This is a genomic window from Kitasatospora sp. NEAU-CNBT7 (assembly GCF_057220535.1).
Window position 1 is genome coordinate 136872 of sequence record NZ_JBXQQB010000006.1, and the last position, 23876, is coordinate 160747.

Below are 23876 nucleotides of genomic sequence, written 5' to 3' on the forward strand. Positions count from 1 at the left end.
GGCCCGCGAGGTCCGGCCGCCGGCAGGTGCACAACAGTGCCTGCGGGGTACACGGAAACGAGGCCGGGTGTCGCTCGTTACCATCGGCACGGGTGATACGCCGCTGCAGACCCCCACGGTGGACCGAACCAGGGCACTCCGGGCAGTATTCACCCGACCGAGGTCCGACGTGTTCGCGGACTGACAGTGTGGCTGCGGGTAGGCAGCCGCCGGTAGCCGACGTGCAGGCCAGACAGGCCGACGCGCCACAGCACAGTGAAAGGCACAGACGTGACTGCCGCCCAGGAGAGCACCTTCGCCGATCTCGGCAAGGTGCTGGTGATCATCCCGACCTACAACGAGGCCGAGAACGTCGAGCGGATCGTCTCCCGGGTCCGCGAGGCCGTCCCCGAGGTCCACGTGCTGGTGGCGGACGACAACAGCCCGGACGGCACCGGCGAGCTCGCCGACAAGATGGCGGCCGAGGACGGCAACGTCCACGTGATGCACCGCAAGGGCAAGGAGGGCCTCGGCGCCGCCTACCTCGCGGGCTTCGGCTGGGGCATCGACCACGGGTACGACGTCCTGGTCGAGATGGACGCCGACGGTTCGCACCAGCCCGAGGAGCTGCACCGGCTGCTGACCGCGCTGCGCGGCGCCGACCTGGTGCTCGGCTCGCGCTGGGTGCCGGGCGGCGCCGTGGTGAACTGGCCGAAGTCCCGGCTGATGCTCTCACGCGGCGGTTCCCTCTACTCGCGGCTGATGCTGGACGTCCCGATCAAGGACGTCACCGGCGGGTACCGGGCGTTCCGCAAGGAGACCCTGCTCGGTCTCGGCATGGACCAGGTCGCCTCCCAGGGGTACTGCTTCCAGGTGGACCTCGCCTGGCGTGCCGTCAAGAGCGGGTTCAAGGTCGCGGAGGTCCCGATCACCTTCGTCGAGCGGGAGCACGGCGCGTCGAAGATGAGCCGCAACATCGTGGTCGAGGCGCTCTGGCGGGTCACCGCCTGGGGCGTCAAGGCGCGGGTCGAGAAGCTCACGGCCAAGAAGGGCTGACTCCCCCGCACGGACGTGTGCGTGGACATCGACGTGGACCACTGACGGGCCCGGGCCGCCGCAAGGCGCCCGGGCCCGCAGCTTTGCGCGCGTACACGCCCGGGGAGCGGGTCGGGAGTAGACCGGGAGTAAGGGAGTCAGGAATCGGGAGGGTGGGGGTAGGGAGTCGGACGTCAGGGGGGGTAGGAGGTAGCGGGCCCGGGTGCGGTGGTGCTGGGCGCGGGCGACCATGAGGCATCGACCTTCTCCGGGAGGTGCCCGTGACAGACCCGCCGAGCGGCGGTCGCGGCGGCCCCGGCGACCGTGGCGCCCCCGCTGAGCCCGGCGCCACCGGGAAGCCCGCCGGGCCCCCGGAGACCATCGGCTCTGCGGAACCCACTGAGCGCGCAGACCCCACCGACTCCGCAGAACCCACCAACCCCCACGAGCCCACCGGCCCCGCAGAGCCCACCGGCCCCGCAGAACCCACCGGCCCCGCAGAACCCACCGGCCTGGCAGAGCCCACCGGTCCCGATGCGACCGGCTCCCCGTCCCCGGAGGCCGGGTCGGGGCGCTGGGCGCGGACCAGGGGCCGCGCTGCCCGGCTCTCCGACCACGCGAAGACGGCGCCCGAGCGGATCCCGCTGGTCGGCCGGACAGCGGCGCAGCTCATCCGGGTGAACCTGCTGGACAACGCGACCCGCCTGGCCGCCCAGGCCTTCCTCAGCGCGCTGCCCGCACTGTTCGTGGTGGCCGTGTTCGCGCCGGCCACGGTCCGCAACGGCGTGACCAACTCGCTCCGCGACCACCTCGGGCTGCAGGGCCCCGCGCAGCAGCAGGTGCAGCAGTTGCTGTCGGCCAGCCACGACGACGTGACACAGAGCTTCGGCGTCTTCGGTGCGCTGGTCACCCTGCTGTCCGCCACCGCGCTCAGCAGGGCCCTCCAGCGGGTCTGCGAGCGCTGCTGGGAGATGCCCCGGGCCAGGGCCCGGCTGGCGGTCTGGCGTTGGCTGGTCTGGCTGGCCGTCTGGCTGGTGTTCCTGGTGTTCGAGGTGCCGATCCGGAGGGGCTTCGGGCTCGGCCCCGTGCTGGGCCTGCCGCTGGCCTTCCTGGCCGGTTCGGCGCTGTGGTGGTGGACGCAGCACCTGCTGCTGCTCAGCCGAGTCCGCTGGTACCCCCTGCTGCCCGGTGCACTGCTGTGCGGGGTGACCCAGGGGCTGGTCGGGATCGCCGCACAGGTGTACCTGCCGGGGGCGATGAGTCGCAGTGTGCAGAAGTTCGGCCCGTACGGGGTGGTGTTCACCGCGCTGTCCTGGCTGATCGTGCTGTTCGCGGCGTTGACGCTGGCCATGGTGCTGGGCCGGGTGGTCGCGGAGGAGCCGGTGATCGCCGGGTGGCTGGGCACCGCCACCGAGCCGGGCAGTTGGGGCGGCGTTCCCGCGGTGCCCGACGTTCCCGCGAACGGGAGCACGGACGGCGGCGGGAGCACGGGCGCCGGGGGCGCCGGGCCCGGGGTTCAGGGGTGCGGTGTCGAGCCTCCGCCGGTCAGAGCAGCCGGAACAGGCGGGACGCGATCGACGGCGGGGCGAGGTCGGACTGGAGGGTGACGGGCACCTCGACCCGGCCGTCGCCCTCGCCCGCCGAGACGGTACCGACCTGGGTGCCGGCCTTGGCGGTGTGGCCGAGCTTGGTGGCGTCCAGGGTGACCTTGGCGGTGATGCCCGACCAGCCGGCCACGGTCAGGTCCTTGGCGGCGACCACCGGGACCTTGCCGCCGAGGCCGTCGTCGACGTGGCCGACGACGTCGCCCTGCTTGGCGAGGGTCTGGCCGGCCAGGCCGTTCTGCGCGGCGGTGATGATCTTCATGCTGATCGGCTGGGCGGCCTTGACCAGGCTGGGCTCCTCCTTGGTGGCGGGCTGGCCGAGGGTGACGCCCAGGATCATCCGCTTGACGCCGCCGACGTCCTTGACGGCCGCCCACATCAGGCAGGAGCCCGCCGGGGTGGAGGAACCGGTCTTCACGCCGATGACCCCGTTCTTCGGCGAGAGGATCTCGTTGGTGTTGAAGACCCGCTGGCCGTTGAACTTGGTGTCGGGCTCCGCGACGATCTGCCGGAAGATGTCGATCTTCATGACCTGCTCGGCGAGCTTCAGCTGGTCCTTCGCGGTGCTCTTGGTGTCGTTGTTGTAGCCGGCCGGGTCCGCGTAGGTGGTGTTGGCCATGCCGAGCTGGGCGGCCTGGTCGTTCATCTTCTTGACGAAGGCCTCCTCCGAACCCGAGTCCCAGCGCGCCAGCAGCCGGGCCACGTTGTTGGCCGAGGGCAGCATCAGCATCTCCAGCGCCTCGTACTGGTTGAGCTGCTGGCCCTCGGTCAGGGTCACCTTGGACTGGTCGGCGTCGTTGGACTCCTGGGCCGCCTGCTTGTCGACGGTGATGACCGGCCCGGTCTCCCCCTTCTTCAGGGGGTGCGCCTGGAGGATGAGGAAGGCGTTCATCACCTTGGTGACGCTGGCGATCGGCGCCGGGGTGTCCGGGCCGGAGCTGCCGAGGCTGCCCACGCCGACCACCTCGGCCGCGGCCTGGCCCTTGGCGGGCCAGGGGACGTTCAGCTGGTCGCCGGTGAAGGTGAAGCTGTTCGCGAGGCCCAGCTTGGCCTTGGGGTCCGGCAGCGGCCGCAGCAGCTGGCCGATCACCAGGGCGCCGAGCACCACGGCGGCGAAGACCGTCCAGATGGTGGCCCGCTTGACCGCCCGCTGGAACGGGGTGACCGGGCGGCGGCTGAGGGCGGCCAGCACCTCCATCGCCTCGACGGTGTTCTCCGGACCGGGCGCCGGCTGCGGGGCCGGTCGGGGCGCGGGCCCGGAAGGGAACGACGGCGGGGCCGTCGGCGGCGGGGACACCGGCGGGGCACCCGCGGCCGCGGCGGCCGGGACCGGGGTGCGGACGGACGCGGCCGCCGGGGCCGCCGGAGCGGTCGCGCGCGAGCCGGCCGGGTCGGGCACCGGGAACGGCTTCGGGCCGGGACCCGGGAGCGGGTCGGGCGAGGGGGTCGGCTCGGGTGACGGGGTCGGCTCCGGCGAGGGGGTGGGCTCGGACTCCGGAGAGGGGCCCGGCTCCGGGGCGGGCTCGGGCAGCGGGCTGGGCGGGGGTTCCGGAACGGACCCGCCGACCGGCTTGTCCGCCGCCGGGGCGACCCCCTTCAGCGCGGACCCCGCACCCTCCCGGCTGTCCCGCATGGCGAGACGCGGGTCAGCACCCGCCGGGCGGACGCTCGCGCTGGCCGCGGCGGCAGCGGCGGCGGCCGGCCCCGGCCCCGCCTGCCCGTCCCGCGACTCGGCCACGGATCCGTCGCGGCCCGCCCGGCCCGCACCGCCCCCGGGCGCCTCGGACGCCTCGGGCACCGGCCGTGCGGACCGGTCCGACCCGTCCCGGTCCCCGGCCGGTTCCTGCTGGTCCGGGCGGTCCTCCGGGTCCCGCCCGGCCGGGCTCGCGCCGGCCCGGGACCCGTCCCGGTCCTGCGGCCGGCTGTCGTTCCTGGCTGCCGTCCCGGCCTTGGCCCTGGCGTCGACCTCGGCCTCGGCCGCGGCCACGACCTCCTTCGGAACCCGCAGGGCCGTGGTGGCGTTGTCCACCGGCAGGCGCAGCGCGGTGGTGCGGGAGTCCAGATCCTGGACACGCAGCTGCACCGTGGAGCTGCTCGACCCGGTACCCGACCCGGCCTGCTCGGGCTCGGCCGGCCCGCTCTCGCCGTCGTTGCGCACTCCGTCGGGGGACTCGCCCACGTGACCCACTCCTCCTTGTCCGCCCGGCCCTGCCCGGGCCGACCGTCGAGTTACCGCCGAGTTCTTTTTTCGCGCAGGTTCTCGTCCTGCTCCGCTAGCAGTACAGTCTCCGACACCGGAGACCCCGGGGGCGCGCGCACCCCGCCCGACCGGCGGTTATTGCGCCCGCCCGGGCTGCTCCCCGGTTCAGACGCTGCGCCCTTCGGCGGCGGTTCCCCGGCTCACGGGGCCTTGTGCGGCAAGGTCACGATTCGGAGGCGTACTCGACAAGCCTGTGTGAGAGGCGTCACTCTGTCATTCATCCACGCGGGGAGGCTTGGATGGGCAGGAGCCGCAGAACAATTCCCGAGGAGCTGTTGCTGCTCGCACTGGACCCGGCCACGGGTACCACGGCGCAGCCGCAGACCCTCGACCTCGGACTTGCCGGGGCACAGCTGGTGGAGCTGTCCCTGGCCGGACGGATAGTCCCGGACGGAGATCGGATCGCCGTGGTGATGGCCCGGCCGACCGGTGATCCCACCCTGGACCACGCACTGGAACTGCTGCGCCGACGTGGCAGTCCGGTCCGTGCCGCGCACTGGATCGGTGGGCCCCGGCTGGGGCTGCGCCAGACGTACCTCGCGCACCTCGAACGGTGCGGGATGGTGACGGCGGTGCCGGGCCAGATGTGCGGGGTGCTGCCGACGACGCGCTATCAGGCGTCCGACGACTGCACCAATGGCGCGATCAAGCAGCGGCTCGACACCGCGATCCGGACCGGCGTGCCGCCGGACCCCCGGACGGCGGCGCTGGCCGCGCTGGCCCACGCGGTCGGGCTGGGGAAGCACCTCTACCCCGGTAACGAGGGCAGGTCCTCGCGGTCACGGCTGCGCGACCTGATCCGCTACGACCCGCTGGGCGGGATGGTCGCGCACGCCGTCATGGACGTGCAGAACGGCCTGCCGGTCCAGCAGAACCGCGCGCCGGCGAGCCCGCCCGGCCGACCCGCACCGGGGCGTGGTGTGGCAGCACGGGTGGGCGCGCGATGACCGGCGCGCGCTGCTAGGGCGTGTCCGGCGGCTAGGCACTTCTCGGGGCGGTCCCGCCCGGCGCACCAGACGCCGGCCGGGCCGCCCCGCAGCCGTTCCAGGCCGGGACGGGACGGGACGGGACCGCGAGGGGACGGGACGGCGGGGTCCGGCCCACCCGCCGAGCGCGCGCCGCGCGCCGCCCACCGCGGACCGCCCACCGCGCAGGCACCAGCACCGGCACCGGCACCGGCGCCGCACGCCCCACCGTCCGTGCGAGGGCATACAGTCGGATCCGGCGGGCCGGACCGGGCCGCCGTCCGACGTGCCGTCAGGTTCTCGGCCCGACCCGCCGTCAGAGGCGGTGCACGGCCAGGTGGTGGCGTAGCCGTGCGACGCGAACGCCTCTACCGCCAAGGGTGGTCGGAGCGCAAGTCCCATGATCCGGAATGAACGGTTTTCCGATGATCTGTTCTACTGCGCTCAGGTGATTCCCCGGCACGGACCGGAGACGAGATGGCATGCTGCTCCACATCAGGGGGTTGGTACCAATTTCCACACTCTTCCGAGGCGCCGCGCCGTCCGCCGCGCCAGAGGACCGGCCGGAGGTCGATGTGTCCACCAGCGTCAATCCCACAGTCCGGCGCCGGAGACTCGGTGCCGAGCTGCGGCGCCTGCGTGAACTGCGGCAGATGACCGCCGAAGAGGTGGCCGGCCGCCTGATGGTCTCCCAGTCGAAGATCAGCCGGCTGGAGAACGGGCGTCGCAGCATCAGCCAGCGGGACGTGCGCGACCTGTGCGACGTCTACGAGGTGACGGACGAACGGATCCGGGCCGGTCTGATGGAGATGGCCCGGGAGTCCCGGCAGCGCGGCTGGTGGCACGACTTCGGGGACATCCCGTACAGCGTGTACATCGGGCTGGAGGCGGAGGCCTCGTCGATCCGGGCCTACGAATCCTCCTTCATCCCGGGCCTGTTGCAGACCAGGGAGTACGCCGAGGCGGTGGTGGCGGGCACCCAGCCCGACACCGATCCGGGCGCGATCAAGCGGCGGGTGGACGTCCGGCTGAAGCGGCAGGACCGGATCTACGGCGAGGACCAGCTCGGGAGCCTGTGGGTGGTCATAGACGAGGCAGTGCTCCGCCGGGCGGTGGGCAGCCCGGCGGTGATGGCCGATCAGCTGGACCAGCTGCTGACGCTGAGCCAGCGGGCCAACATCAACCTGCAGGTGATCCCCTTCGACTACGGGGCACACCCCGGTATGACCGGGACATTCTCCCTGATGGAGTTCCCCGAGTCCGCGGATTCGACAGTTGTCTACTTCGAAGGGGTGACGAGCGATCTCTACCTGGAGAAGGACGCCGACGTCCGCCGCTATACCAATCTCTATGACCACCTGCGGGCCGCAGCACTCAGCGTCGCGGAGAGCCGGTCATTGATCCACAACTACGTAGAGAGGTTCAGAGCCCCATGAGCACCAAGTCCACGAGCAACCTGACCTGGCGCAAGAGCAGCCACAGCGGCGGCAACGGCGCATGCGTGGAGATCGCGGTCCCCAGCTCCGTCTCGATCGCCGTACGTGACTCCAAGGACCCCGAGGGCCCGCAGCTGCACTTCTCCAACGAGGGCTGGGCGGCGTTCGCCGCCGCGGCCGCGGCCGGCGCCTTCGGCGAGGTCTGACCGGTCCGTCGCACACCCGGTGCCCGCCGCCGTCCCGCGGCGGGCACCGCTGCGTACGGGCAGCGATGCGTACCGGGCGCCGCTGCATACGGGCCACCGCTGCGTGCCGGGGGCGACCGTGCACCGGGGGCCATCGTGCACCGGGGGCGGAGGGCGCGGCCGGGGGTCAGCCCGTCGGGTAGCGGGTCAGCCAGCCCTCGGTGCCGTGCAGTTCCGGGCCGTGCATGAGTTCCAGGACGAAGTCGTCGGCCAGTTCCAGGATGGCGCCGCGGCCCTCCAGTTCGACCACCAGCTCGGACGGCAGTGCCGTCTCCCCGTGCAGCACCCCGAGCAGGTTGCCGCAGACCGAACCGGTGGAGTCGCTGTCCCCGGAGTGGTTGACGGCCAGCAGCAGACCGGACTTCACGTCCTCGGCGACCAGCGCGCAGTACAGCCCGATGGACAGCGCCTCCTCGGCCACCCAGCCCTCCCCGAGCGCCTCCACCCGCTTCTGCGAGGGCGCGCCGGCCCGGACGGCGTCCAGGGCGGCCCGGAGCGCGGCGGTGGTCTCCTCGTGCCGGGGCCGCTCGGAGAGCAGCGCGAGGGCGAGGTGCACCCCTTCCTCCAGGGTGCCGCCGCGGGCCACCGTGTGGACGATCACCGCGAAGGCGCCGGCCGAGAGGTAGCCGGTGGGGTGGCCGTGGGTCAGCACCGAGCACTCGACGGCGAGCTGGAAGACCAGGCCGGGTTCCCAGGCGGTGAGCAGGCCGAACGGCGCGGCCCGCATCACGGTGCCGCACCCCTTGGAGTGCGGGTTGCGGGGCTGCTCGACGGTGCCGAGCCGGTCGGCGTCCGGGCCGGAGAGACCGGAGAGGCAGGACTGGCCGGGGGCGCGCTGCGCGTACAGCCACTCCTCGCGGCCGAGCCAGCCGAGGTCGGGGCGGCGCTCGTCCGGGCCCCAGTCGCGCTGGGTGGCGGCCCAGCGCAGGTAGGCGCGGTGGACGTCGGTGGGCGGGTGCCAGTTGCCGCCGTCGCGGCTGATGTGCGCCCGGATCAGGCCGTCCAGGGTGTAGAGCGTCATCTGGGTGTCGTCGGTGATCGCGCCGCGCCGTCCGTACGCCGGGACGTAGCCGGTGACGCCCTTCGGGCCGTGGGCGGCGACGATCTTCTCCAGCGACTCGAACTCGATCCCGGCGCCGAGTGCGTCACCGATCGCCCCGCCCAGCAGGCAGCCCCGTACCCGGCTGCGGAAGTCCTGCTGCTGCGCGCGTGACCACAGGGGCATCACAGAGGGGCCTTTCGTCCGGCGGGCGCCCGCGTTCGTTCGAGCGCCACCGCACTGTATTCGAAGAGGTTGTCGGGTTCACCTCCCGACCTCGGACGTCCGCCTCCCGGCCCCGGACGCCAGATCTTCAACATTTTGTTGATGTCGGGACATCCGCAGGCCACCGGGGTCCGACCCGGCCTGCCTAAGGTCCCGGCCCATGACCACCATCCCCCGCCGCCCGGCCGTCGCAGCGGCCCTCACCGCCGCCCTGACCGCCGGTGCCGCCACCCTCACCACCCCGGCCGCGGCCGCGCCGCTGTCCGCGCAGGCGCAGCACACCCGGATCCCGTTCACCGCCGCCACCGCCGCCCAGCAGGCCGACGGCAGCTTCACCCTCACCTGGACCGCCCCCGGCGTCCGCAGGGTCACCGTGTACGCCGGCACCGACCGCGACCGCATCGCGCACCGGGTGCCGGTGGCCCGCGGCAACGGCTCGGCCACCGTCACCGTCAAGGGCCTGGCCGCCGCCGACCGCTGGTACTTCGACCTGGTGCCGGACCGCGGCGAGGCGCTGACCGTCGCCGACCGCTCGCTGCACCTGGCCTCGGCGCCCAACTTCCGCGACGAGGGCGGCTACCGCACCGCCGACGGGCACTGGGTGAAGCTGGGCGTGGTCTACCGCTCGGACGACCTCAGCCGGCTGACCGACGCCGACCTGGCCGAGCTCCGCCGCCTCGGCATCCGGACCGTGTTCGACCTGCGCACCCCCGCCGAGCGGACCGCGGCGCCGGACAGGCTCCCCGCCGGTGCCACGGTGGTCGCCGCCAACGTCCTCGGCGCGGCCGACACCGGTGCCTTCAACGTGACCAGCCCGCAGGCCGCCGTCCAGGCCATGGTGGACGCGGAGCGGACCATGGTCTCCGCCGACAGCGCGAAGGCCGCCTACCGTTCGGTGCTGGACGCGGTCGGCGACGGCCGGGGTGCGGTGCTCTTCCACTGCACGGCGGGCAAGGACCGCACCGGCTGGGCCGGGGCCACCCTGCTGACCGCGCTCGGCGTGCCGCGCGGCACCGTCGAGGCCGACTACCTGGCCAGCAACACCTACCGGGCCGAGGCCAACGCCGCCGTCCTGGCCAAGCTGCCGCCGGCCTACCAGGCCGTCTACAAGCCGCTGCTGGACGTCCGCCCCGAGTACCTGAACGCCGGTTTCGACCAGGTCGCCGCCGACTTCGGCTCCTTCGACGCCTACCTGGACAAGGGGCTGCACCAGGACCGGCGCGACCTGCGCGACCTGCGCCGGGACCTGCTGGTCGGCTGAGCCCCCGGCGTCCGTGACGGCCCGGTCCCGCGCCACCCGCGGGGCCGGGCCGCCGCTTCGTGCACGACGTGCGTTGCGGGCGCCCGGCCGGTGGGCAGGAACCGCCCAGGGGCGGGATCCGGCCAGGTCCGGTGACAGGGGGTCGGCGATGGGACGGGACGGCGAGGACGGGCGGGGCGGGCGGGCCCCGCGGGGCCGCCGGTGGTGGCCGGTGGGGCGGGTGGCCAACCGGATCGGTGGCGGGATCTTCCACGGGCCGGTGATCCAGGCGGGCGTCCTGGTGCAGCTGGCGCTGTTCCAGCGGCTCCCCCGGCCGGTCGCCCGGCTGCTGGCGCTCGGGGTGGTGGCCGGATCGGTGGCGCTGTGCGCCGCGCCCGCGGCCGACCGGACGGCGGGTGCCCCCGGATCCCCCGGCGGCCCGGTGGCGTCGGCGTCCGCGTCCGCCTCGCCGTCGGCCGGTCCCGGCGGCGGCCCGGTGGCCGCCTCCTCCGGTCCCCCGTCGGCCGGACCGGCTCCCACCGGCGGCGGGACGCCGTCACCGGCCCCGAGCCCGCACCCGAGCTCCACCGGGCCGGTCTGCTGCCCGCCCGTTCCGACGGCGCAGGCGACACCGAAGCCCGGTGCGGCGCCGTCCCCGAGCCCGGTCGCCGCGGCGACCACGCCGCCCGCGTCCGCCGGGCCCGGCCCCGACGACTGGACCGGCGGCTACTCCTGGGTGCTCGCCGCCGACCACGCCATCGACCTCGACGACCCGTCACCGGGCCACGGCGACACCACCGCGTGGACGCCCTACACGCTCTTCGGCTGGTACGGAAAGGGCATGGACGGCCACGAGCAGGTCGGTTTCAAGGACGGCACGGCTGCTTTCCTCGCCGCCGGCCAGCCCGCCACCCACGCGGCCTGCCGGGCCGCCCGGCCGGTGTTCGCGCCGGCCGGCGGGTTCGCACCGGCCGGCTTCGACCCGGGCACCCGGATCTGCGTGTTCACCGGCCACGCCGACGCCCTGCTGTCCGTCTCGGCCAACACCGCCGTCCCCGGGCAGCAGCACACCGGCGAACTCGGCATCGACGTCCGCTACGGGCCGCCGTCCGGCTGAGCGCCGGCCCCCGGCGGGCCGCCACCCGGCCGGGGACCGTGGGGCGGCCGGCCCGGGCGGTCCCCGGGCGGTCGGCCCTCCGGCGGTCGGCCCCCTGGTAGTCGGTCCCCGGCGGTCAGTCCAGGACCGGCAGCAGCTCCGGCAGGTGTCCGTCGGAGGCGAGCGCGGCGGCGCGGCGTTCGGCGGGCACCTCGCCGTAGGTGGTGGTGCGCTGGCGGTGCGGGCGGCCGGCCGCCTCCGCGATCGACTGCAGCTCCCGGACCGACTTGTAGCTGCCGTACCGGGAGCCGGCCATCCGGGAGATGGTCTCCTCCATCAGGGTGCCGCCGAGGTCGTTGGCGCCGGAGCGGAGCATCTCGGCGGCGCCCTCGGCCCCCAGCTTCACCCAGCTGGTCTGGATGTTGGGGATGTACGGGTGCAGCAGCAGCCGGGCCATCGCCACCACGGCCCGGTTGTCGCGCGCGGTCGGGCCCGGCCGGGCGATGCCGGCCAGGTACACCGGGGCGTTGGTGTGGATGAACGGCAGCGTGACGAACTCGGTGAAGCCGCCGGTGCGTTGCTGGATCTCCGCCAGCAGCCGCAGGTGGCCGAGCCAGTGCGCCGGGGTGTCGACGTGGCCGTACATCATGGTCGAGGACGAGCGCAGGCCCAGCTCGTGGGCGGTGGAGACCACCTCCACCCAGGTGGCGGCCGGGAGTTTGCCCTTGGTGAGCACCCAGCGGACCTCGTCGTCCAGGATCTCGGCGGCCGTGCCGGGGATGCTGTCGAGGCCGGCCTCCTTGGCCTGCTGGAGCCAGTCGCGGATCGACAGGCCGGTCCTGGTCGCGCCGTTGACCACCTCCATCGGGGAGAAGGCGTGCACGTGGATGCCCGGCACCCGGGCCTTCACGGCGCGGGCGATGTCGAAGTAGGCCGTGCCGGGCAGGTCCGGGTGGATGCCGCCCTGCATGCAGACCTCGGTGGCGCCGACCTCCCAGGCCTGCTCGGCCCGGTCGGCGACCTGCGCCAGCGAGAGGGTGTACGCGTCGGCGTCGGTGCGGCGCTGGGCGAAGGCGCAGAACCGGCAGCCGGTGTAGCAGACGTTGGTGAAGTTGATGTTCCGGGTGACGCAGTAGGTGACCTCCTCGCCGACCGCGGAGCGGCGCACCTCGTCGGCGATCCGGCAGAGCGCGTCCAGGGCCGGGCCGTCGGCGTGGAACAGGGCGAGCGCCTGCTCGTCGGTCAGCCGGGTGGGGTCGTCGGCGGCGACGGACAGCGCCTCGCGCAGGTCGCCCGCCAGCCGCTCGGGGGCGCTCGCGGCGACCTGTTCGCGCAGCGCCTCCCAGTCGCCGTAGACGTCCTCGAAGTCCGCCCGGCGGTCCCCCGTCCGCCCATCGGTGTCGATGGTGCGGTGCAGGTCGGTGCGCCCGTACGAGGCGGGCAGGTCCTCCGGCTCCTGCCAGGGCAGCCCGGCGGGCACCGCGTCGGGCCGGGCCAGCCCGGTCTCCGGGTCGGCCAGCGCCCGGACGTGCGGCACGATCCGCGGGTCCAGCCAGGGCTCGCCGCGCAGCAGGTACTCGGGGTACACGGTGAGCCGTTCGCGCAGCTCGAAGCCCTCCGCGGCGGTGCGGGCGGCCAGTTCCTCGATGTGCGGCCAGGGGCGTTCCGGGTTGACGTGGTCGGGGGTCAGCGGGGAGACGCCGCCCCAGTCGTCGATGCCGGCGCCGATGATCAGCGGGTACTCCTCGTCGACCAGGTTCGGCGGCGCCTGGATCCGGGCGGCGGGTCCGAGCACCAGCCGGGTCACCGCGATGGCGGCGGCCAGCTCGGACAGTTCGGCGTCCGGCATGGCGCGCATCGCGGTGTCCGGCTTGGCCCGGAAGTTCTGCACGATCACTTCCTGGACGCCGTGGTACTGCCGGGAGATCCGCCGGATCGCGAACAGCGCGTCGGCCCGCTCCTCGTACGTCTCGCCGATGCCGATCAGCACCCCGGTGGTGAAGGGGACGGCGCTGCGGCCCGCGTCCTCCAGCACCCGCAGCCGCACGGCCGGCTCCTTGTCCGGCGAGCCGTGGTGCGGGCCGCCGGGCTCGGACCACAGCCGGGTCGCGGTGGTCTCCAGCATCATGCCCATGGACGGGGCGACCGGCTTGAGCCGCTGGAAGTCGGTCCAGCTCAGCACCCCGGGGTTGAGGTGGGGCAGCAGACCGGTCTCCTCCAGCACCCGCACCGCCATCGCCCGCACGTAGGCGAGGGTGTCGTCGTACCCGTGCGCGTCCAGCCACTCGCGGGCCTCGGGCCAGCGGTCCTCCGGGCGGTCGCCGAGTGTGAACAGCGCCTCCTTGCAGCCCAGGGATGCACCCTGACGGGCGATCTCCAGTACCTCGTCCGGGGAGAGGAACATGCCGTGCCCGGCCCGCTTCAGCTTCCCCGGCACGGTGACGAAGGTGCAGTAGTGGCAGCGGTCCCGGCACAGCCGGGTGAGCGGGACGAACACCTTCTTGGAGTACGTGATCACCCCGGGCCGCCCGGCCTCGGCGAGCCCGGCGTCCCGGACCCGGGCCGCCCCGGCGCACAGGTCCCGCAGGTCCTCGCCCCGGGCCTGGAGCAGCACCGCGGCCTCGCCCGGGTCCAGCGCGACGCCGTCCCGGGCCCGGCGCAGCGCCCGGCGCATCGAGTTGGCGGTGGGGGCGGGCCGGGGTTCGGGCCGAGGGGCGTCCGTTGCGTCCATGGGGTGACGATACGCGAGCCGTCGGACCTCAGGATGATCCGACCCTGACCCGGACTCAGGGTCGGGTGCGTCGCCAGGTGTACGCCGATCTGGGCCTGTGGAGCGATGCCCGGGGCGGGTCGCAGGACCTCTAATGGGTAGGGCAACAGCAGCTACCGAGGGTGGGAGAACATGGTGGATCAGGACACGCCGTACCGCACGCGGCGCCGCACGGTGGGACGGGTACTGGTGCCCGTGGCCGTCGGGGCCGTGGTCGCGGCCGGTGCCGGGCTGGTGCCCGCGCTGGCCAGCGACTCCGCGCCGAACCTGCCGGCGGTCAGCGCCGAGCAGCTGGTGGCGAAGGTGCTGGGCGGTGGGACCGACGCGTTCAGCGGCACGGTGCAGGTCAAGGCCGATCTCGGGGTGCCGTCCCAGCTGCTGGGCGCGGCCGGCGGCGGCGGCCCGTCGCCGCAGGCGAAGGCGCTCGAACTGCTCGGCGGCGAGCACACCCTGCAGGTGGCCGCGGACGGGCCGGACCGGCAGCGGCTCGGCCTGGTCGGCGGGCTGGGCGGCTACGAGGTGGTGCACAACGGCGACCAGCTCTGGGCCTGGGACAGCAAGGCCAACGAGGCGTACCACGCGGTGCTGCCGAAGGGCGCCGGGCCCGGCCGGGCGGCGAAGGCCCCGCTCGGGGTGGGCGCGCTGACGCCGCAGGAGCTGGCGAAGCAGGTCCTGGCGGCTGGTGCGGGCACCACCTCGGTGACGGTGGACGGCACCGTCGAGGTCGCCGGGCGCGCCGCGTACAAGCTGAGCGTGAAGCCCACCCAGGCCGGCTCGACCGTCCGCGAGGTGCGGATCGCGGTCGACGCGGAGCACGGGGTGCCGCTCGGGGTGCTGGTGCAGGTCGCCGGTGGCGGCAGCCCGGCGCTGGACGCGCACTTCAGTTCGGTGTCGTTCGCCACCCCGGCCGCGAAGACCTTCGAGTTCACCGCGCCGAAGGGCGCCAAGGTGACGGAGGGCCGGGACGCCGCGGCGGCGGGTGCGCCGGCGGACGCCGCGGCGGCGGCCGAGGCCGCGCGCGGGAAGGCCGAGTCCGCCCGGCCGGGCGGCGAGCCCGGGCTCGACGTGGTCGGCGAGGGCTGGACGGCGGTGCTCTCCACCCGGCTGCCGGAGGGCGGGCCGTCGGCCGGGGCCGGCCAGGACGCCCGGGGCCACGGCAGGGGCGGGCCGGAGAACCCGCTCGGGCTGGTGAAGTCGCTGGGCAAGCCGGTCGGCGGCGGTTCGCTGATCAGCACCCGGCTGCTGAACGTGCTGGTCACCGATGACGGCCGGGTCTTCGCGGGCGCGGTGACGCTGCCGGTGCTGCAGAGCGCGGCCGGGGTGAAGTAGGTGGCCTCTCCGGTGACGGAGCGGTCGCAGGGCCGGGTCGCCGAGGGCGGCCCGGCCCCGTCCGCCGCCGACGACGTGATCCGCACCCGCGGACTGACCAAGCGGTTCGGCGGCGGCCAGCTCGCCGTCGACGGGCTGGACCTGACGGTCCCCCGGGGAAGTGTCTTCGGCTTCCTGGGGCCCAACGGTTCCGGCAAGACCACCACCATCCGGATGCTGATGGGCCTGATCGCGCCCACCGCCGGGGTGGCGACGGTGCTCGGCGGGCAGATGCCGCAGTCGGCCGGCCGGGTGCTGCCCAGGGTCGGTGCGCTGATCGAGGGCCCGGCGCTGTACGGCTTCCTCTCCGGCCGGGACAACCTGGCGCGGTTCGACGCGGCCGACCCGACCGCCGACCCGGCCACCCGCGGGCGCCGGGTCGGCGAGGCGCTGGAGCGGGTCGGGCTGACGGCGGCGGCCGGCAAGAAGGCCAAGGCGTACTCGCTCGGTATGAAGCAGCGCCTGGGGCTGGCGTCGGCCCTGCTGGTGCCGCGTGAGCTGCTGGTGCTGGACGAGCCCACCAACGGGCTGGACCCGCAGGGCATGCGGGAGATCCGGGCGCTGGTGCGGGAGGTCGCGGCGGAGGGCACCACGGTGTTCCTCTCCTCCCACCTGCTGGACGAGATCGAGCAGGTCTGCTCGCACGCGGCGGTGATGTCGCGGGGCCGGCTGCTGGTCCAGGGCACGGTGGCGGAGCTGGCCGCCCGGGCGCAGGGCCGGCTGGTGGTCCGTACCCCGGACGTGGAGCAGACGGCGAAGGTGCTGGCCGCGCACCGGGTGGCGGAGGTCCGGGCCGGGGACGGCCGGGTGGAGGGCACCGCCGAGTTCGGCGAGCAGGTGCTGGCGGAGCTGTGCGCCGCGCTGGTGGGGGCCGGGGTGCGGGTGCACGGGTTCGGGGTGGAGCGCGGCACGCTGGAGGACGCCTTCGTGGCGCTGACCGGGGAGGGATTCGATGTCGCGGGCTGAGGTGGCGCCGGAGCGGACGGCGCGGGAGCAGGTGGCGCCGGAGCGGACGGCGCCGGACGGGGTGGTGGCCCGGTCCGGGGTGCGGCCGCAGACGGCGGCGGGTTTCCTGGCGCTGTTCCGCAGCGAGGTGGGCCTGACCTTCCGGCGGGCCCGGACCCTCGCCCTGCTGTCCATCCTGGCGGCGCTGCCGGTGCTGATCGGCGTGGTGGTGCGGGTCGAGACCGGCGGTGGGAGCGGTGGCGGGGGTCCGGCGTTCGTCGCCCAGGTGACCCAGAACGGGCTGTTCCTGGTCTTCACGGCGCTGTCGCTGACGCTGCCGGTGTTCCTGCCGATGTCGGTCGGGGTGGTGGCGGGCGACGCGGTCGCGGGTGAGGCGAGCGCCGGGACGCTGCGCTACCTGCTGGTCGCGCCCGCCGGGCGGACCAGGCTGCTGGCCGCCAAGTTCACGGCGGCGCTGGTGTACTGCGCGGTGGCGACCGCGGTGGTGGCGCTGTCGGCGCTGGCGACCGGCGCCGCGCTGTTCCCGGTGGGCGACGTCACCCTGCTGTCCGGGGACGCGATCGGGCCGGGTGCCGCGCTGCTGCGGGCGCTGCTGGTGGCCGTGGTGGTGGCGGCCTCGCTGGCCGGGCTGGTCGCGATCGGCCTGTTCGTCTCCACCCTGACGGGCAGTGGGATCGCCGCGATGGCGACCACCGTGGTGCTGGTGATCACGGTGCAGATCCTGGACAGCTTCCCGCAGTTGCACGCGGTGCAGCCGTACCTGTTCACGCACGGCTGGCTGAGCTTCGGCGATCTCCTGCGCACCCCGATGTACTGGGACAACGTGCTGGACAACCTCGGCCTGCAGGCGGTGTACGTGGCCGTGTTCGGCTCGGCGGCGTGGGCGCGGTTCGCCTCCCGGGACATCACGGCGTAGCGCGCCGGCGCCCCGGGCGGGCCGCGGCGGCGGGCCGGTCAGGTGTGCGGCGGCAGCCGGGAGGTCGCTGCGGCGCAGGCCAGCAGCGCCAGTTGGGCGGGGGCGACCAGGAACAGCGGCGACCAGTCCGGGCAGACCAGCCGGACCCCTGCGGTCAGGCCGTGCAGCCGGGCCCGGTAGGAGCCCTTGAGGTCGACCCGGTCCAGCCGGTAGGGCGGTGCCAGGGTGATCGCCGGACAGCCCGGGCGCTGCCACTGGATGGTCGTCGGTCCGCCGGGCGGGCCCTGGGTGAGCACCAGCTCCCCGGTCTCCGCGCTGGCGGGATCGCGCCGTACGGCGGGGACCCGGACCGGGTCCGCGACGGTTCCCGGGCGGACGGCCCGGGGCGAGGGGCGGCTGATCCGCCGGGTGAGGTCGACCATCGCAAGCCCTCCTGCGGGCCCCAGGGCACGGTGCCGAGCTGGATGCCCGGCGACAGCCGCGGGTGAACCACCCGCGGCACCCCGGACGTTAGCAGCAGAGTGCTCCGCTTGAGGAGATCCGGAAACGAGATGTTCACCCGGCCCGGCCCCGGGCGCGGCGGGGCCCGTCCGGCCGTGCGGCTTGACGGCCCGTGGCCCGGCCGGGTGGGATGGGGCGTCGTCACCGAGCGTGCAGCAGCCGTTCGCCCGGCGTACCGACCGACCTGCGGCCACCGACGTCCGCACGACCGGGGGAGCCCGTCAGCATGCCGATCACCCGTAGGGGGCTCCTGCTCGGCGTGCCCGCCGTAGCGGCGCTCACCGCGCTGGCCGGGTACGGCAGGGCGGGCGCCGCGCGGGCCTCCGCGCCGGGCCCGAGCGGGCAGTTGGAGCTGTACTCCTGGTGGACCGAGGGCGCCGACCAGAACGGGCTGCTCGCGCTGCTCGCCGACTTCAAGGGCCGGGCCCCGCTGCTGGCCTGCTACAACGGGGCGCGCAGCAGCCGGGCGGCGGCCGGTCCGCAGGCCGAGCTGGAGCGCCGGCTGGCGGCCGGCGATCCGCCGGACAGCTTCCAGTGCCACGCCGGCGCCGAGCTGGCCGGCCGGGCCGCGGCCGGACGGCTCGCCCCGCTGGACCAGCTCTACCGGCAGCAGGGCTGGGCGGGGCGCTTCCAGGCGGAACTGCTGCCGCGGCTGCGGGGCGAGGACGGCGGCTACTACGGCGTCCCGGTCGGCATCCACCGCACCAACATGCTCTGGTCGAACCCCGCGGTGCTCTCCCGGGCCGGGGCCGACCCGGCGCCGCGGACCGTCGCGGAACTGCTCGACAGCGCGCGCCGGGTGGCCCGGAGCGGGCCGGTCCCGCTCGCGGTCGGCGGTTCCTGGAGCTGCAAGCACCTGTGGGAGACGGTGCTGCTGGCGGGGGTCGGGCCGCAGGGCTGGGAGGCGCTGTGGCGCGGTACCGGCTGGGACTCGGCGCAGGTCGCGGCGGCGCTGCGGGACCTGCGCGACCTGCTGGCGCTGAGCAATGCGGCCGACCGTTCGATGACCGGCTGGGAGGACGCCACCGCGCTGGTCGCCTCGGGGCAGGCCGGGTACCAGGTGATGGGCGACTGGGCGGAGGCGTACCTGCGCGGGACGCTGGCGCTGCGGCCGCGGGTCGGCTACGACTGGGCGGCGGCGCCGGGGACCGACGGGGTGTTCCAGTACACGAGCGACACCTTCACGCTGGCGGCGGGCGCGCGGCACCGGGAGGCCGGGCTGGCCTGGCTCGCCGAGTGCGGCAGCCTCGACGGCCAGCTGGCGTTCAACGGGGCCAAGGGCGCGATCCCGGCCCGGACCGACCTGCCGCCGCAGGCCCTGGCGCTGTTCGGGCCGTACGCGCGGTGGTCGCTGGACCAGTGGCGCGACGGTGCGGCCGTCGGCTCGCTGACCCACGGGGTGGTGGCCTCCGCGGCGTGGGGCGCGCGGATCGATGCGGCGCTGACCGTCTTCCTGGGGGACCGGGACGTGCCGCGGTTCCAGGACGCGCTGGCCCGGGCGGCCGAGGGCTGATCCGGTGCCGGGCCGGGAGTGATCCGGTGCCCTGTTCGGCGGCCGGGGTCAGGAGGCGGCGGGCGTCCCGGCCGGGGTGTCGGTGGGCGCGGGTGCGGCGGCGGCGGGCGCGGGGGCGCCGGCCGCGGTGCGTTCCCGGGCGAGGGTGGCCCGGTCGGCGCGTACCCGGCGCAGCGCGTCCACGGTGAGCACCGCCAGCGCGGCCCAGACCAGGGCGAAGCCGGCCCAGCGGGCGGGCGGCATCGACTCGTGGAAGACCGCGACGCCGATCAGGAACTGGAACACCGGCGCCAGGTACTGCAGCAGCCCGAGCGTGGTCAGCGGCACCCGGACGGCGGCGGCGCCGAAGAACATCAGCGGGACCGCGGTGATCACACCGCTGACCATCAGCAGCCCGGAGTGGCCCCAGCCGTACTCGCCCGGCACCACCCGGCCGAAGGTGCCCTCGCCGCGGGCCGCGAGGTAGACCAGGAAGGCGAGCGCGAACGGGAACATCGCGGCGCTCTCCAGCGCGAGGCTCTCCGGCCCGCCGAGGGCGACCCGCTTCTTCAGCAGCCCGTAGGTGGCGAAGGACAGCGCCAGGGTCAGTGCGATCCAGGGCAGCCGGCCGTAGCCGGCGGTGAGCACCACGACCGCCGCCGCGCCGATGCCGACGGCCGCCCACTGGGCGGGCCGCAGCCGCTCGCGCAGCACCAGGACGCCGAAGGCGATGGTGACCAGCGGGTTGATGAAGTAGCCGAGGCTGGTCTCCACCACGTGGCCGGAGTTGACGCCCCAGATGTAGACGCCCCAGTTGACGGTGATGAAGGCGGCGGCGAGGGCGGACAGGGCGAGCCGCCGGGGCTGGGCGAGCAGCGGCCGGATCCACGCCCAGCGGCGCTGGACCAGCATCATCAGGGCGACCGCCACGAACGACCAGACCATCCGGTTGGCCAGGATGTCGACCGCGCCGGCGGGCTCCAGCAGCGGCCAGAACAGCGGGAACACGCCCCAGATGCCGTAGGCGGCGAATCCGTACCAGAGTCCTCGGCGTCCGTCTGCCATCTGGGCCTGCCCTCCCGCGCGCACCGGTGTCGGACCGACGGTAGCGGGCGGGAGGGCAGGATGTCATCCCCGTTCTCACTCTTTGGTCATGACATCCCTGGTGGTGCGGCGTGGTGCGGCCGTCCCGGCTCAGGCGCCCAGGGCGGCCTTCACCGTCTCGGCGAGCGGGACGGTCGGGCGGCCGATCAGACGCGCCAGATCGCCGTTGGCCCGGGCCAGGTCGCCGCGGCCGATCGCCTGGTCGACGTCGACGAAGACCGCCGCGTAGCCCTCCGGCAGACCGGCGCCGACCAGCACCTCCTGGTGCTCGGCGGGCGCGACGTCGCGGTAGGCCACCGGGCGGCCGGAGTGCTCGGCCAGCGCGGCCGCGTACTCGGACAGGCTCCACGCGACGTCACCGCTCAGCTCGTACGCGGTGTTCTCGTGGCCCTCGCCGGTGAGCACGGCGACCGCCGCGGCGGCGTAGTCGGCGCGGGGGGCGCTGGCCACCCGGCCGTCGCCGCTGCTGCCGACCACCACGCCGCGCGCCACCGCGTCGGCGGCCTGCGCGGTGTAGTTCTCGGTGTACCAGCCGTTGCGCAGGAAGACGAAGGGCAGTCCGGACTCACGGATCGCGGCCTCGGTCTCCTTGTGCTCGTCGGCCAGCGAGAAGCTCGCCTCGTCACCGCCCAGCACCCCGGTGTACACCAGCAGACCGACCCGGGCGGCCTTGGCGGCCTCGATCACGGCGCGGTGCTGCGGGGTGCGCCGGCCGATCTCGTTGCCGGAGATCAGCAGCACCCGGTCGCCCTCGCCGAACGCGCCGGCCAGCGTCTCGGGACGGTCGTAGTCCACCACCCGGACCTCCACCCCGCGGGCGGCGAGGTCGGCGGCCTTCTCCGCCGAACGGACGGCGACGGCGACCCGGGCGGCGGGGACCTCGGCCAGCAGTCCCTCGACGACCAGGCGGCCCAGCTGGCCGGTGGCACCGGTGACGACGATCATGTTGCGCTCCTCGGAGGGTTGTTCTCGTGTTCCGCTCTGCTTCGCCACTCACTTTATGGAGGGCACTAACCTTCCGAAAGTACGCACTTCAAAGTAGGGTACTGACATGGAGGTAATGGAAGAACGCTCACTGCTGGAGCGGCTGCCGGACGTCTACGACCGGATGTGCCCCTCCCGCGGAGTCCTGGAGCACGTCACCAGCCGCTGGGGCGTGCTGGTGCTGGTCGCCCTGCTGGAGCGGGGGTACCGGTTCAGCGAGCTGCGCCGCCGGGTCGCGGGGGTGAGCGAGAAGATGCTCGCCCAGACCCTGCAGAACCTCGAACGCGACGGCTTCGTCCTGCGGGTCGCCCACCCCGTCATCCCGCCCCGCGTCGACTACAGCCTCACCCCGCTCGGCGCCGAGGTGGCCGAACAGGTCTCCGGCCTGGCCCACTGGGTCGAGGCCCGGATGTGCGCGGTCACCGAGGCCCGCGAGGCGTACGACACCAGCCGGTCCTGACCGGCCGGCGCCCGCGGGCCCTACCGGTGACCGGGGTGCAGGCGGGCGAGTTCGGCGCGCGCCGCCTCCGCGGCGGGGTGGCCCAGCTCCTCGAGCACCGCCAGCGCCCGGATCCGGAACCCGAGGGCGTCCGCGACGCGTCCGAGGCTCTCGTGCGCCCGGGCCAGGACACCCAGCGCGGAGACCTCCCCCAGCCGGTTGCCCGCCTCGGCGTGCAGGGCGAACGCCCGCTGCGCCGCCACCACGGCCTCCTCGAACTCGCCACGGACCTGGTGGACTTCGGCCAGCTTGTCGGCCACCAGCCCCTGTCCGAAGGCATGGTCGAGCGACACGAAGGCCTCGAACGCCTCGTTCAGCACCGCCACGGCCTCCTCGAGGCGGTCGAGCCTGCGGTGGGCCAGGCCCAGGTTCTCCAGGACGTGTGCGGCGAGCCAGGGATCACCGTCCCGGCGAGCCGCGGCCAGCGCCTCGGTGAGGGAGTCCACCGCCTCGCCGAACCGCCCGAGGTGGATGAGCGCGCCACCCAGGTTGTTCAGCGAACCCGCCTCCAGGTACCCCAGCCGGCGGGACATGGCCGCCGCCTGCAGACAGCACCGGTAGTACTCCTCGTACTGCTCCCGGTAGCAGTAGCTGGCCCCCAGGTTGCTGAGCACCACGGTCTCGGCCCGGTCGTCTCCGAGCCCGCGGGCGGCTTCGAGAGCCCGGAGGTTGGCTGCCGTCCATTCCGCGGTCGGCCGCCGGAGCTGGAAGAACGAGCGCAGCGCGATCGGCAGTTGCCAGGTGATGTCCCTGGCCCCCTCCTCGTCGGCCTGGGCGAGGGCGGCCAGCAGGTTCTCGAACTCGGCCTCGCACCAGGTCACGGCAGCACCGCGGGAGTCGAAGGCCACCGTGGCCGGCGGGTCCGGCCGGTCCGTGGGCGCGACGACGAACGGTGCGGGGCCCCGGCGGAGGTTCAGGACCCTCCCGGCCTCCTCCGCATGGAACAGGTACCAGCCGAGCAACCGCCGCACGGCCGCGGCCCGTTCACAGTCGGTGTCCACCTCCAGACCGCGTTCGCGGGCGTAGTCGCGCAGCAGGTCGTGGAAGCGGAACCTGTTCAGCGACGGCATCTCCAGGAGGTGGGAGCCGACGAGCACGAGCAGAGCCCGCAGCAACGCCGACGGCGGCATGCCCGTCAGCGCGGCGGCCGCCTTCAGGCTGATGTCCGGCCCGCAGTGGAGGCCGAGCAGGCGGAACACGCGTGCGGTCGACGGCGAGAGGCCGCGGTACGACCAGGAGAACACCTCCCGGACCGCCGTGCTGTCGTCCTCGTCGTAGGTGACGAGCGCGTCCAGCCCCCGGTGGTCGGCGAGGTCCTCGGCGAGCGTCGCCAGTGAGTCGTGCGGCCGGGCCGCCGCCACCTCGGCGGCGATCCGCAGCGCCAGCGGCAGGTGGACGCACCGCCTGGCCAGGAGGGCGGCCGCCGCCGGCTCGGCGTCGACCCGCCGCACCCCCACGACCGACCGGAGCAGTTCCACCGACTCCTCGGGCGACAGCAGGTCCAGCACGATGCGGCGGACACCCTCCCGCGCCACCAGGCCGGAGAGCTGGCTGCGGCTGGTGACGAGGACCAGGCAGGTGTCGGACGACGGCAGGAGCGGCCGGACCTGTTCCGCGTTGCGGGCGTTGTCCAGCACGACCAGCATCCGACGGTCGCTCAGCAGGGTCCTGAACATCCCGCTGCGTCCGTCGGTGTCCTGCGGGACGCTGCCCGGCGCCACCCCCAGCGCGAGCAGGAAGCCGCCGAGCGCCTGCTGTGCCGACAGCACCGGTCCGGGGCCGTAGCCCTGCAGGTTCACGTAGAGCCGGCCGTCGGGGAAGTGGTCGCGCACGGTGTGTGCCCAGTGCAGGGCGAGCGCCGTCTTGCCGACACCCGCGGTGCCGGCGACCGCGGACACGATCGCCGTGGACCTGGTCGTGCCCCCGGGGGTCGACAGCAGCGCGTCGAGCTTGGCGATGTCCGCCTCCCGGCCGGTGAAGCAGGACGGCCTCGGCGGCAGCTGCTGCGGGCGCGGCCATGCCGCGTCGGCGGCGTGGAAATGAATTCCACCGGCGACGGTCCCGGCCTGGACAACGCTTTTCGCAGAGCCGGACATGTCGTTTCTGGTGGCGCCGGCCGAATTCCCGATGCCGTGATCTTCCACAGTTCCGC

The 23876-nt window shown here is 74.4% G+C and carries 19 protein-coding genes; 12 read left to right on the top strand and 7 right to left on the bottom strand.

Going from position 1 to position 23876, the window contains the following annotated elements; genetic code table 11:
- The first annotated feature begins 270 nt into the window (after positions 1-270).
- The gene (locus AC2TEW_RS10650; protein WP_484623133.1) at positions 271-1035 is read left to right on the top strand and encodes a polyprenol monophosphomannose synthase; all 765 of its coding nucleotides are present in this window, start codon (positions 271-273) and stop codon (positions 1033-1035) included.
- A gap of 656 nt (positions 1036-1691) precedes the next feature.
- Entirely contained in the window at positions 1692-2621 is a 930-nt protein-coding gene (locus AC2TEW_RS10655; protein ID WP_484623134.1) for a YhjD/YihY/BrkB family envelope integrity protein, read from the top strand.
- Here the strand turns inward: AC2TEW_RS10655 and AC2TEW_RS10660 are convergent.
- On the bottom strand, positions 2560-4797 hold the full coding sequence (locus AC2TEW_RS10660; RefSeq protein ID WP_484623135.1) for a D-alanyl-D-alanine carboxypeptidase: 2238 nt from the start codon (positions 4795-4797) through the stop codon (positions 2560-2562). The genes AC2TEW_RS10655 and AC2TEW_RS10660 overlap by 62 nt on opposite strands.
- Before the next feature lie 320 nt (positions 4798-5117).
- Here AC2TEW_RS10660 and AC2TEW_RS10665 point away from each other — a divergent pair, with 320 nt between their 5' ends.
- From AC2TEW_RS10665 to AC2TEW_RS10675, 3 genes are all read left to right on the top strand, one after another.
- Positions 5118-5825: a GOLPH3/VPS74 family protein gene (locus AC2TEW_RS10665; RefSeq protein WP_033821261.1), complete on the top strand. Its 708-nt coding sequence runs from the start codon at positions 5118-5120 to the stop codon at positions 5823-5825.
- 593 nt (positions 5826-6418) lie between these two features.
- Complete coding sequence (locus tag AC2TEW_RS10670) at positions 6419-7279, top strand: helix-turn-helix domain-containing protein (protein WP_484623136.1); 861 nt, start codon at positions 6419-6421, stop codon at positions 7277-7279.
- Positions 7276-7485 carry a DUF397 domain-containing protein gene (locus AC2TEW_RS10675; protein WP_033821260.1) on the top strand — a complete coding sequence of 70 codons (210 nt, stop codon included), beginning with the start codon at positions 7276-7278 and terminating at the stop codon, positions 7483-7485. Before AC2TEW_RS10670 ends, AC2TEW_RS10675 begins: the two co-directional genes overlap by 4 nt.
- A gap of 166 nt (positions 7486-7651) precedes the next feature.
- Here the strand turns inward: AC2TEW_RS10675 and AC2TEW_RS10680 are convergent, their stop codons facing one another.
- Positions 7652-8749 (bottom strand): ADP-ribosylglycohydrolase family protein, encoded by a 1098-nt coding sequence (locus tag AC2TEW_RS10680; RefSeq protein WP_484623137.1) that lies wholly within the window; start codon positions 8747-8749, stop codon positions 7652-7654.
- A gap of 199 nt (positions 8750-8948) precedes the next feature.
- Here AC2TEW_RS10680 and AC2TEW_RS10685 point away from each other — a divergent pair, with 199 nt between their 5' ends.
- Both AC2TEW_RS10685 and AC2TEW_RS10690 read left to right on the top strand, forming a co-directional pair.
- Positions 8949-10049: a tyrosine-protein phosphatase gene (locus tag AC2TEW_RS10685; RefSeq protein ID WP_484623138.1), complete on the top strand. Its 1101-nt coding sequence runs from the start codon at positions 8949-8951 to the stop codon at positions 10047-10049.
- 220 nt (positions 10050-10269) lie between these two features.
- Positions 10270-11145 (top strand): hypothetical protein, encoded by an 876-nt coding sequence (locus AC2TEW_RS10690; protein ID WP_484623139.1) that lies wholly within the window; start codon positions 10270-10272, stop codon positions 11143-11145.
- 115 nt (positions 11146-11260) lie between these two features.
- Here the strand turns inward: AC2TEW_RS10690 and AC2TEW_RS10695 are convergent, their stop codons facing one another.
- The gene (locus AC2TEW_RS10695) at positions 11261-13855 is read right to left on the bottom strand and encodes a bifunctional FO biosynthesis protein CofGH (protein WP_484623140.1); all 2595 of its coding nucleotides are present in this window, start codon (positions 13853-13855) and stop codon (positions 11261-11263) included.
- 171 nt (positions 13856-14026) lie between these two features.
- Between AC2TEW_RS10695 and AC2TEW_RS10700 the strand changes: the two genes are divergently transcribed.
- From AC2TEW_RS10700 to AC2TEW_RS10710, 3 genes are read left to right on the top strand one after another with little or no spacing between them, the layout of a single operon-like run.
- The gene (locus tag AC2TEW_RS10700) at positions 14027-15223 is read left to right on the top strand and encodes a LolA family protein (RefSeq protein WP_484623141.1); all 1197 of its coding nucleotides are present in this window, start codon (positions 14027-14029) and stop codon (positions 15221-15223) included.
- A gap of 12 nt (positions 15224-15235) precedes the next feature.
- The gene (locus AC2TEW_RS10705; protein ID WP_484623142.1) at positions 15236-16228 is read left to right on the top strand and encodes an ABC transporter ATP-binding protein; all 993 of its coding nucleotides are present in this window, start codon (positions 15236-15238) and stop codon (positions 16226-16228) included.
- A complete protein-coding gene (locus AC2TEW_RS10710; RefSeq protein ID WP_484623143.1) occupies positions 16215-17144 on the top strand; it encodes an ABC transporter permease in 930 nt (309 codons plus the stop codon). Before AC2TEW_RS10705 ends, AC2TEW_RS10710 begins: the two co-directional genes overlap by 14 nt.
- A 38-nt stretch (positions 17145-17182) precedes the next feature.
- Here AC2TEW_RS10710 and AC2TEW_RS10715 read toward each other — a convergent pair whose 3' ends face one another.
- Positions 17183-17566 carry a hypothetical protein gene (locus AC2TEW_RS10715; protein WP_484623144.1) on the bottom strand — a complete coding sequence of 128 codons (384 nt, stop codon included), beginning with the start codon at positions 17564-17566 and terminating at the stop codon, positions 17183-17185.
- A gap of 305 nt (positions 17567-17871) precedes the next feature.
- Here AC2TEW_RS10715 and AC2TEW_RS10720 point away from each other — a divergent pair, with 305 nt between their 5' ends.
- Positions 17872-19158, top strand: a complete 1287-nt coding sequence (locus AC2TEW_RS10720) for an ABC transporter substrate-binding protein (RefSeq protein ID WP_484623145.1) — start codon at positions 17872-17874, stop codon at positions 19156-19158.
- Positions 19159-19206: 48 nt separating this feature from the next.
- Here the strand turns inward: AC2TEW_RS10720 and rarD are convergent, their stop codons facing one another.
- Positions 19207-20202, bottom strand: coding sequence for an EamA family transporter RarD (gene rarD / locus AC2TEW_RS10725; RefSeq protein ID WP_484623146.1), 996 nt, complete (start codon positions 20200-20202; stop codon positions 19207-19209).
- A 129-nt stretch (positions 20203-20331) separates the two neighbouring features.
- On the bottom strand, positions 20332-21186 hold the full coding sequence (locus AC2TEW_RS10730) for an SDR family oxidoreductase (RefSeq protein ID WP_484623147.1): 855 nt from the start codon (positions 21184-21186) through the stop codon (positions 20332-20334).
- A 106-nt stretch (positions 21187-21292) separates the two neighbouring features.
- Here AC2TEW_RS10730 and AC2TEW_RS10735 point away from each other — a divergent pair, with 106 nt between their 5' ends.
- Positions 21293-21685 (top strand): winged helix-turn-helix transcriptional regulator, encoded by a 393-nt coding sequence (locus AC2TEW_RS10735; protein ID WP_484623148.1) that lies wholly within the window; start codon positions 21293-21295, stop codon positions 21683-21685.
- A gap of 20 nt (positions 21686-21705) precedes the next feature.
- Here AC2TEW_RS10735 and AC2TEW_RS10740 read toward each other — a convergent pair whose 3' ends face one another.
- Complete coding sequence (locus tag AC2TEW_RS10740) at positions 21706-23820, bottom strand: tetratricopeptide repeat protein (protein ID WP_484623149.1); 2115 nt, start codon at positions 23818-23820, stop codon at positions 21706-21708.
- Between the last annotated feature and the right edge of the window lie 56 nt (positions 23821-23876).

Bases quoted from the DNA above. Each gene is read 5' to 3' on its own strand.
- AC2TEW_RS10665 (WP_033821261.1), top strand. From the start codon at position 5,118: ATGGGCAGGAGCCGCAGAACAATTCCCGAGGAGCTGTTGCTGCTCGCA.
- AC2TEW_RS10675 (WP_033821260.1), top strand. From the start codon at position 7,276: ATGAGCACCAAGTCCACGAGCAACCTGACCTGGCGCAAGAGCAGCCAC.
- AC2TEW_RS10680 (WP_484623137.1), bottom strand. From the start codon at position 8,749: ATGCCCCTGTGGTCACGCGCGCAGCAGCAGGACTTCCGCAGCCGGGTA.
- AC2TEW_RS10685 (WP_484623138.1), top strand. From the start codon at position 8,949: ATGACCACCATCCCCCGCCGCCCGGCCGTCGCAGCGGCCCTCACCGCC.
- AC2TEW_RS10695 (WP_484623140.1), bottom strand. From the start codon at position 13,855: ATGGACGCAACGGACGCCCCTCGGCCCGAACCCCGGCCCGCCCCCACC.
- AC2TEW_RS10700 (WP_484623141.1), top strand. From the start codon at position 14,027: ATGGTGGATCAGGACACGCCGTACCGCACGCGGCGCCGCACGGTGGGA.
- AC2TEW_RS10710 (WP_484623143.1), top strand. From the start codon at position 16,215: ATGTCGCGGGCTGAGGTGGCGCCGGAGCGGACGGCGCGGGAGCAGGTG.
- AC2TEW_RS10715 (WP_484623144.1), bottom strand. From the start codon at position 17,566: ATGGTCGACCTCACCCGGCGGATCAGCCGCCCCTCGCCCCGGGCCGTC.
- AC2TEW_RS10720 (WP_484623145.1), top strand. From the start codon at position 17,872: ATGCCGATCACCCGTAGGGGGCTCCTGCTCGGCGTGCCCGCCGTAGCG.
- rarD (WP_484623146.1), bottom strand. From the start codon at position 20,202: ATGGCAGACGGACGCCGAGGACTCTGGTACGGATTCGCCGCCTACGGC.
- AC2TEW_RS10730 (WP_484623147.1), bottom strand. From the start codon at position 21,186: ATGATCGTCGTCACCGGTGCCACCGGCCAGCTGGGCCGCCTGGTCGTC.
- AC2TEW_RS10735 (WP_484623148.1), top strand. From the start codon at position 21,293: ATGGAGGTAATGGAAGAACGCTCACTGCTGGAGCGGCTGCCGGACGTC.
- AC2TEW_RS10740 (WP_484623149.1), bottom strand. From the start codon at position 23,820: ATGTCCGGCTCTGCGAAAAGCGTTGTCCAGGCCGGGACCGTCGCCGGT.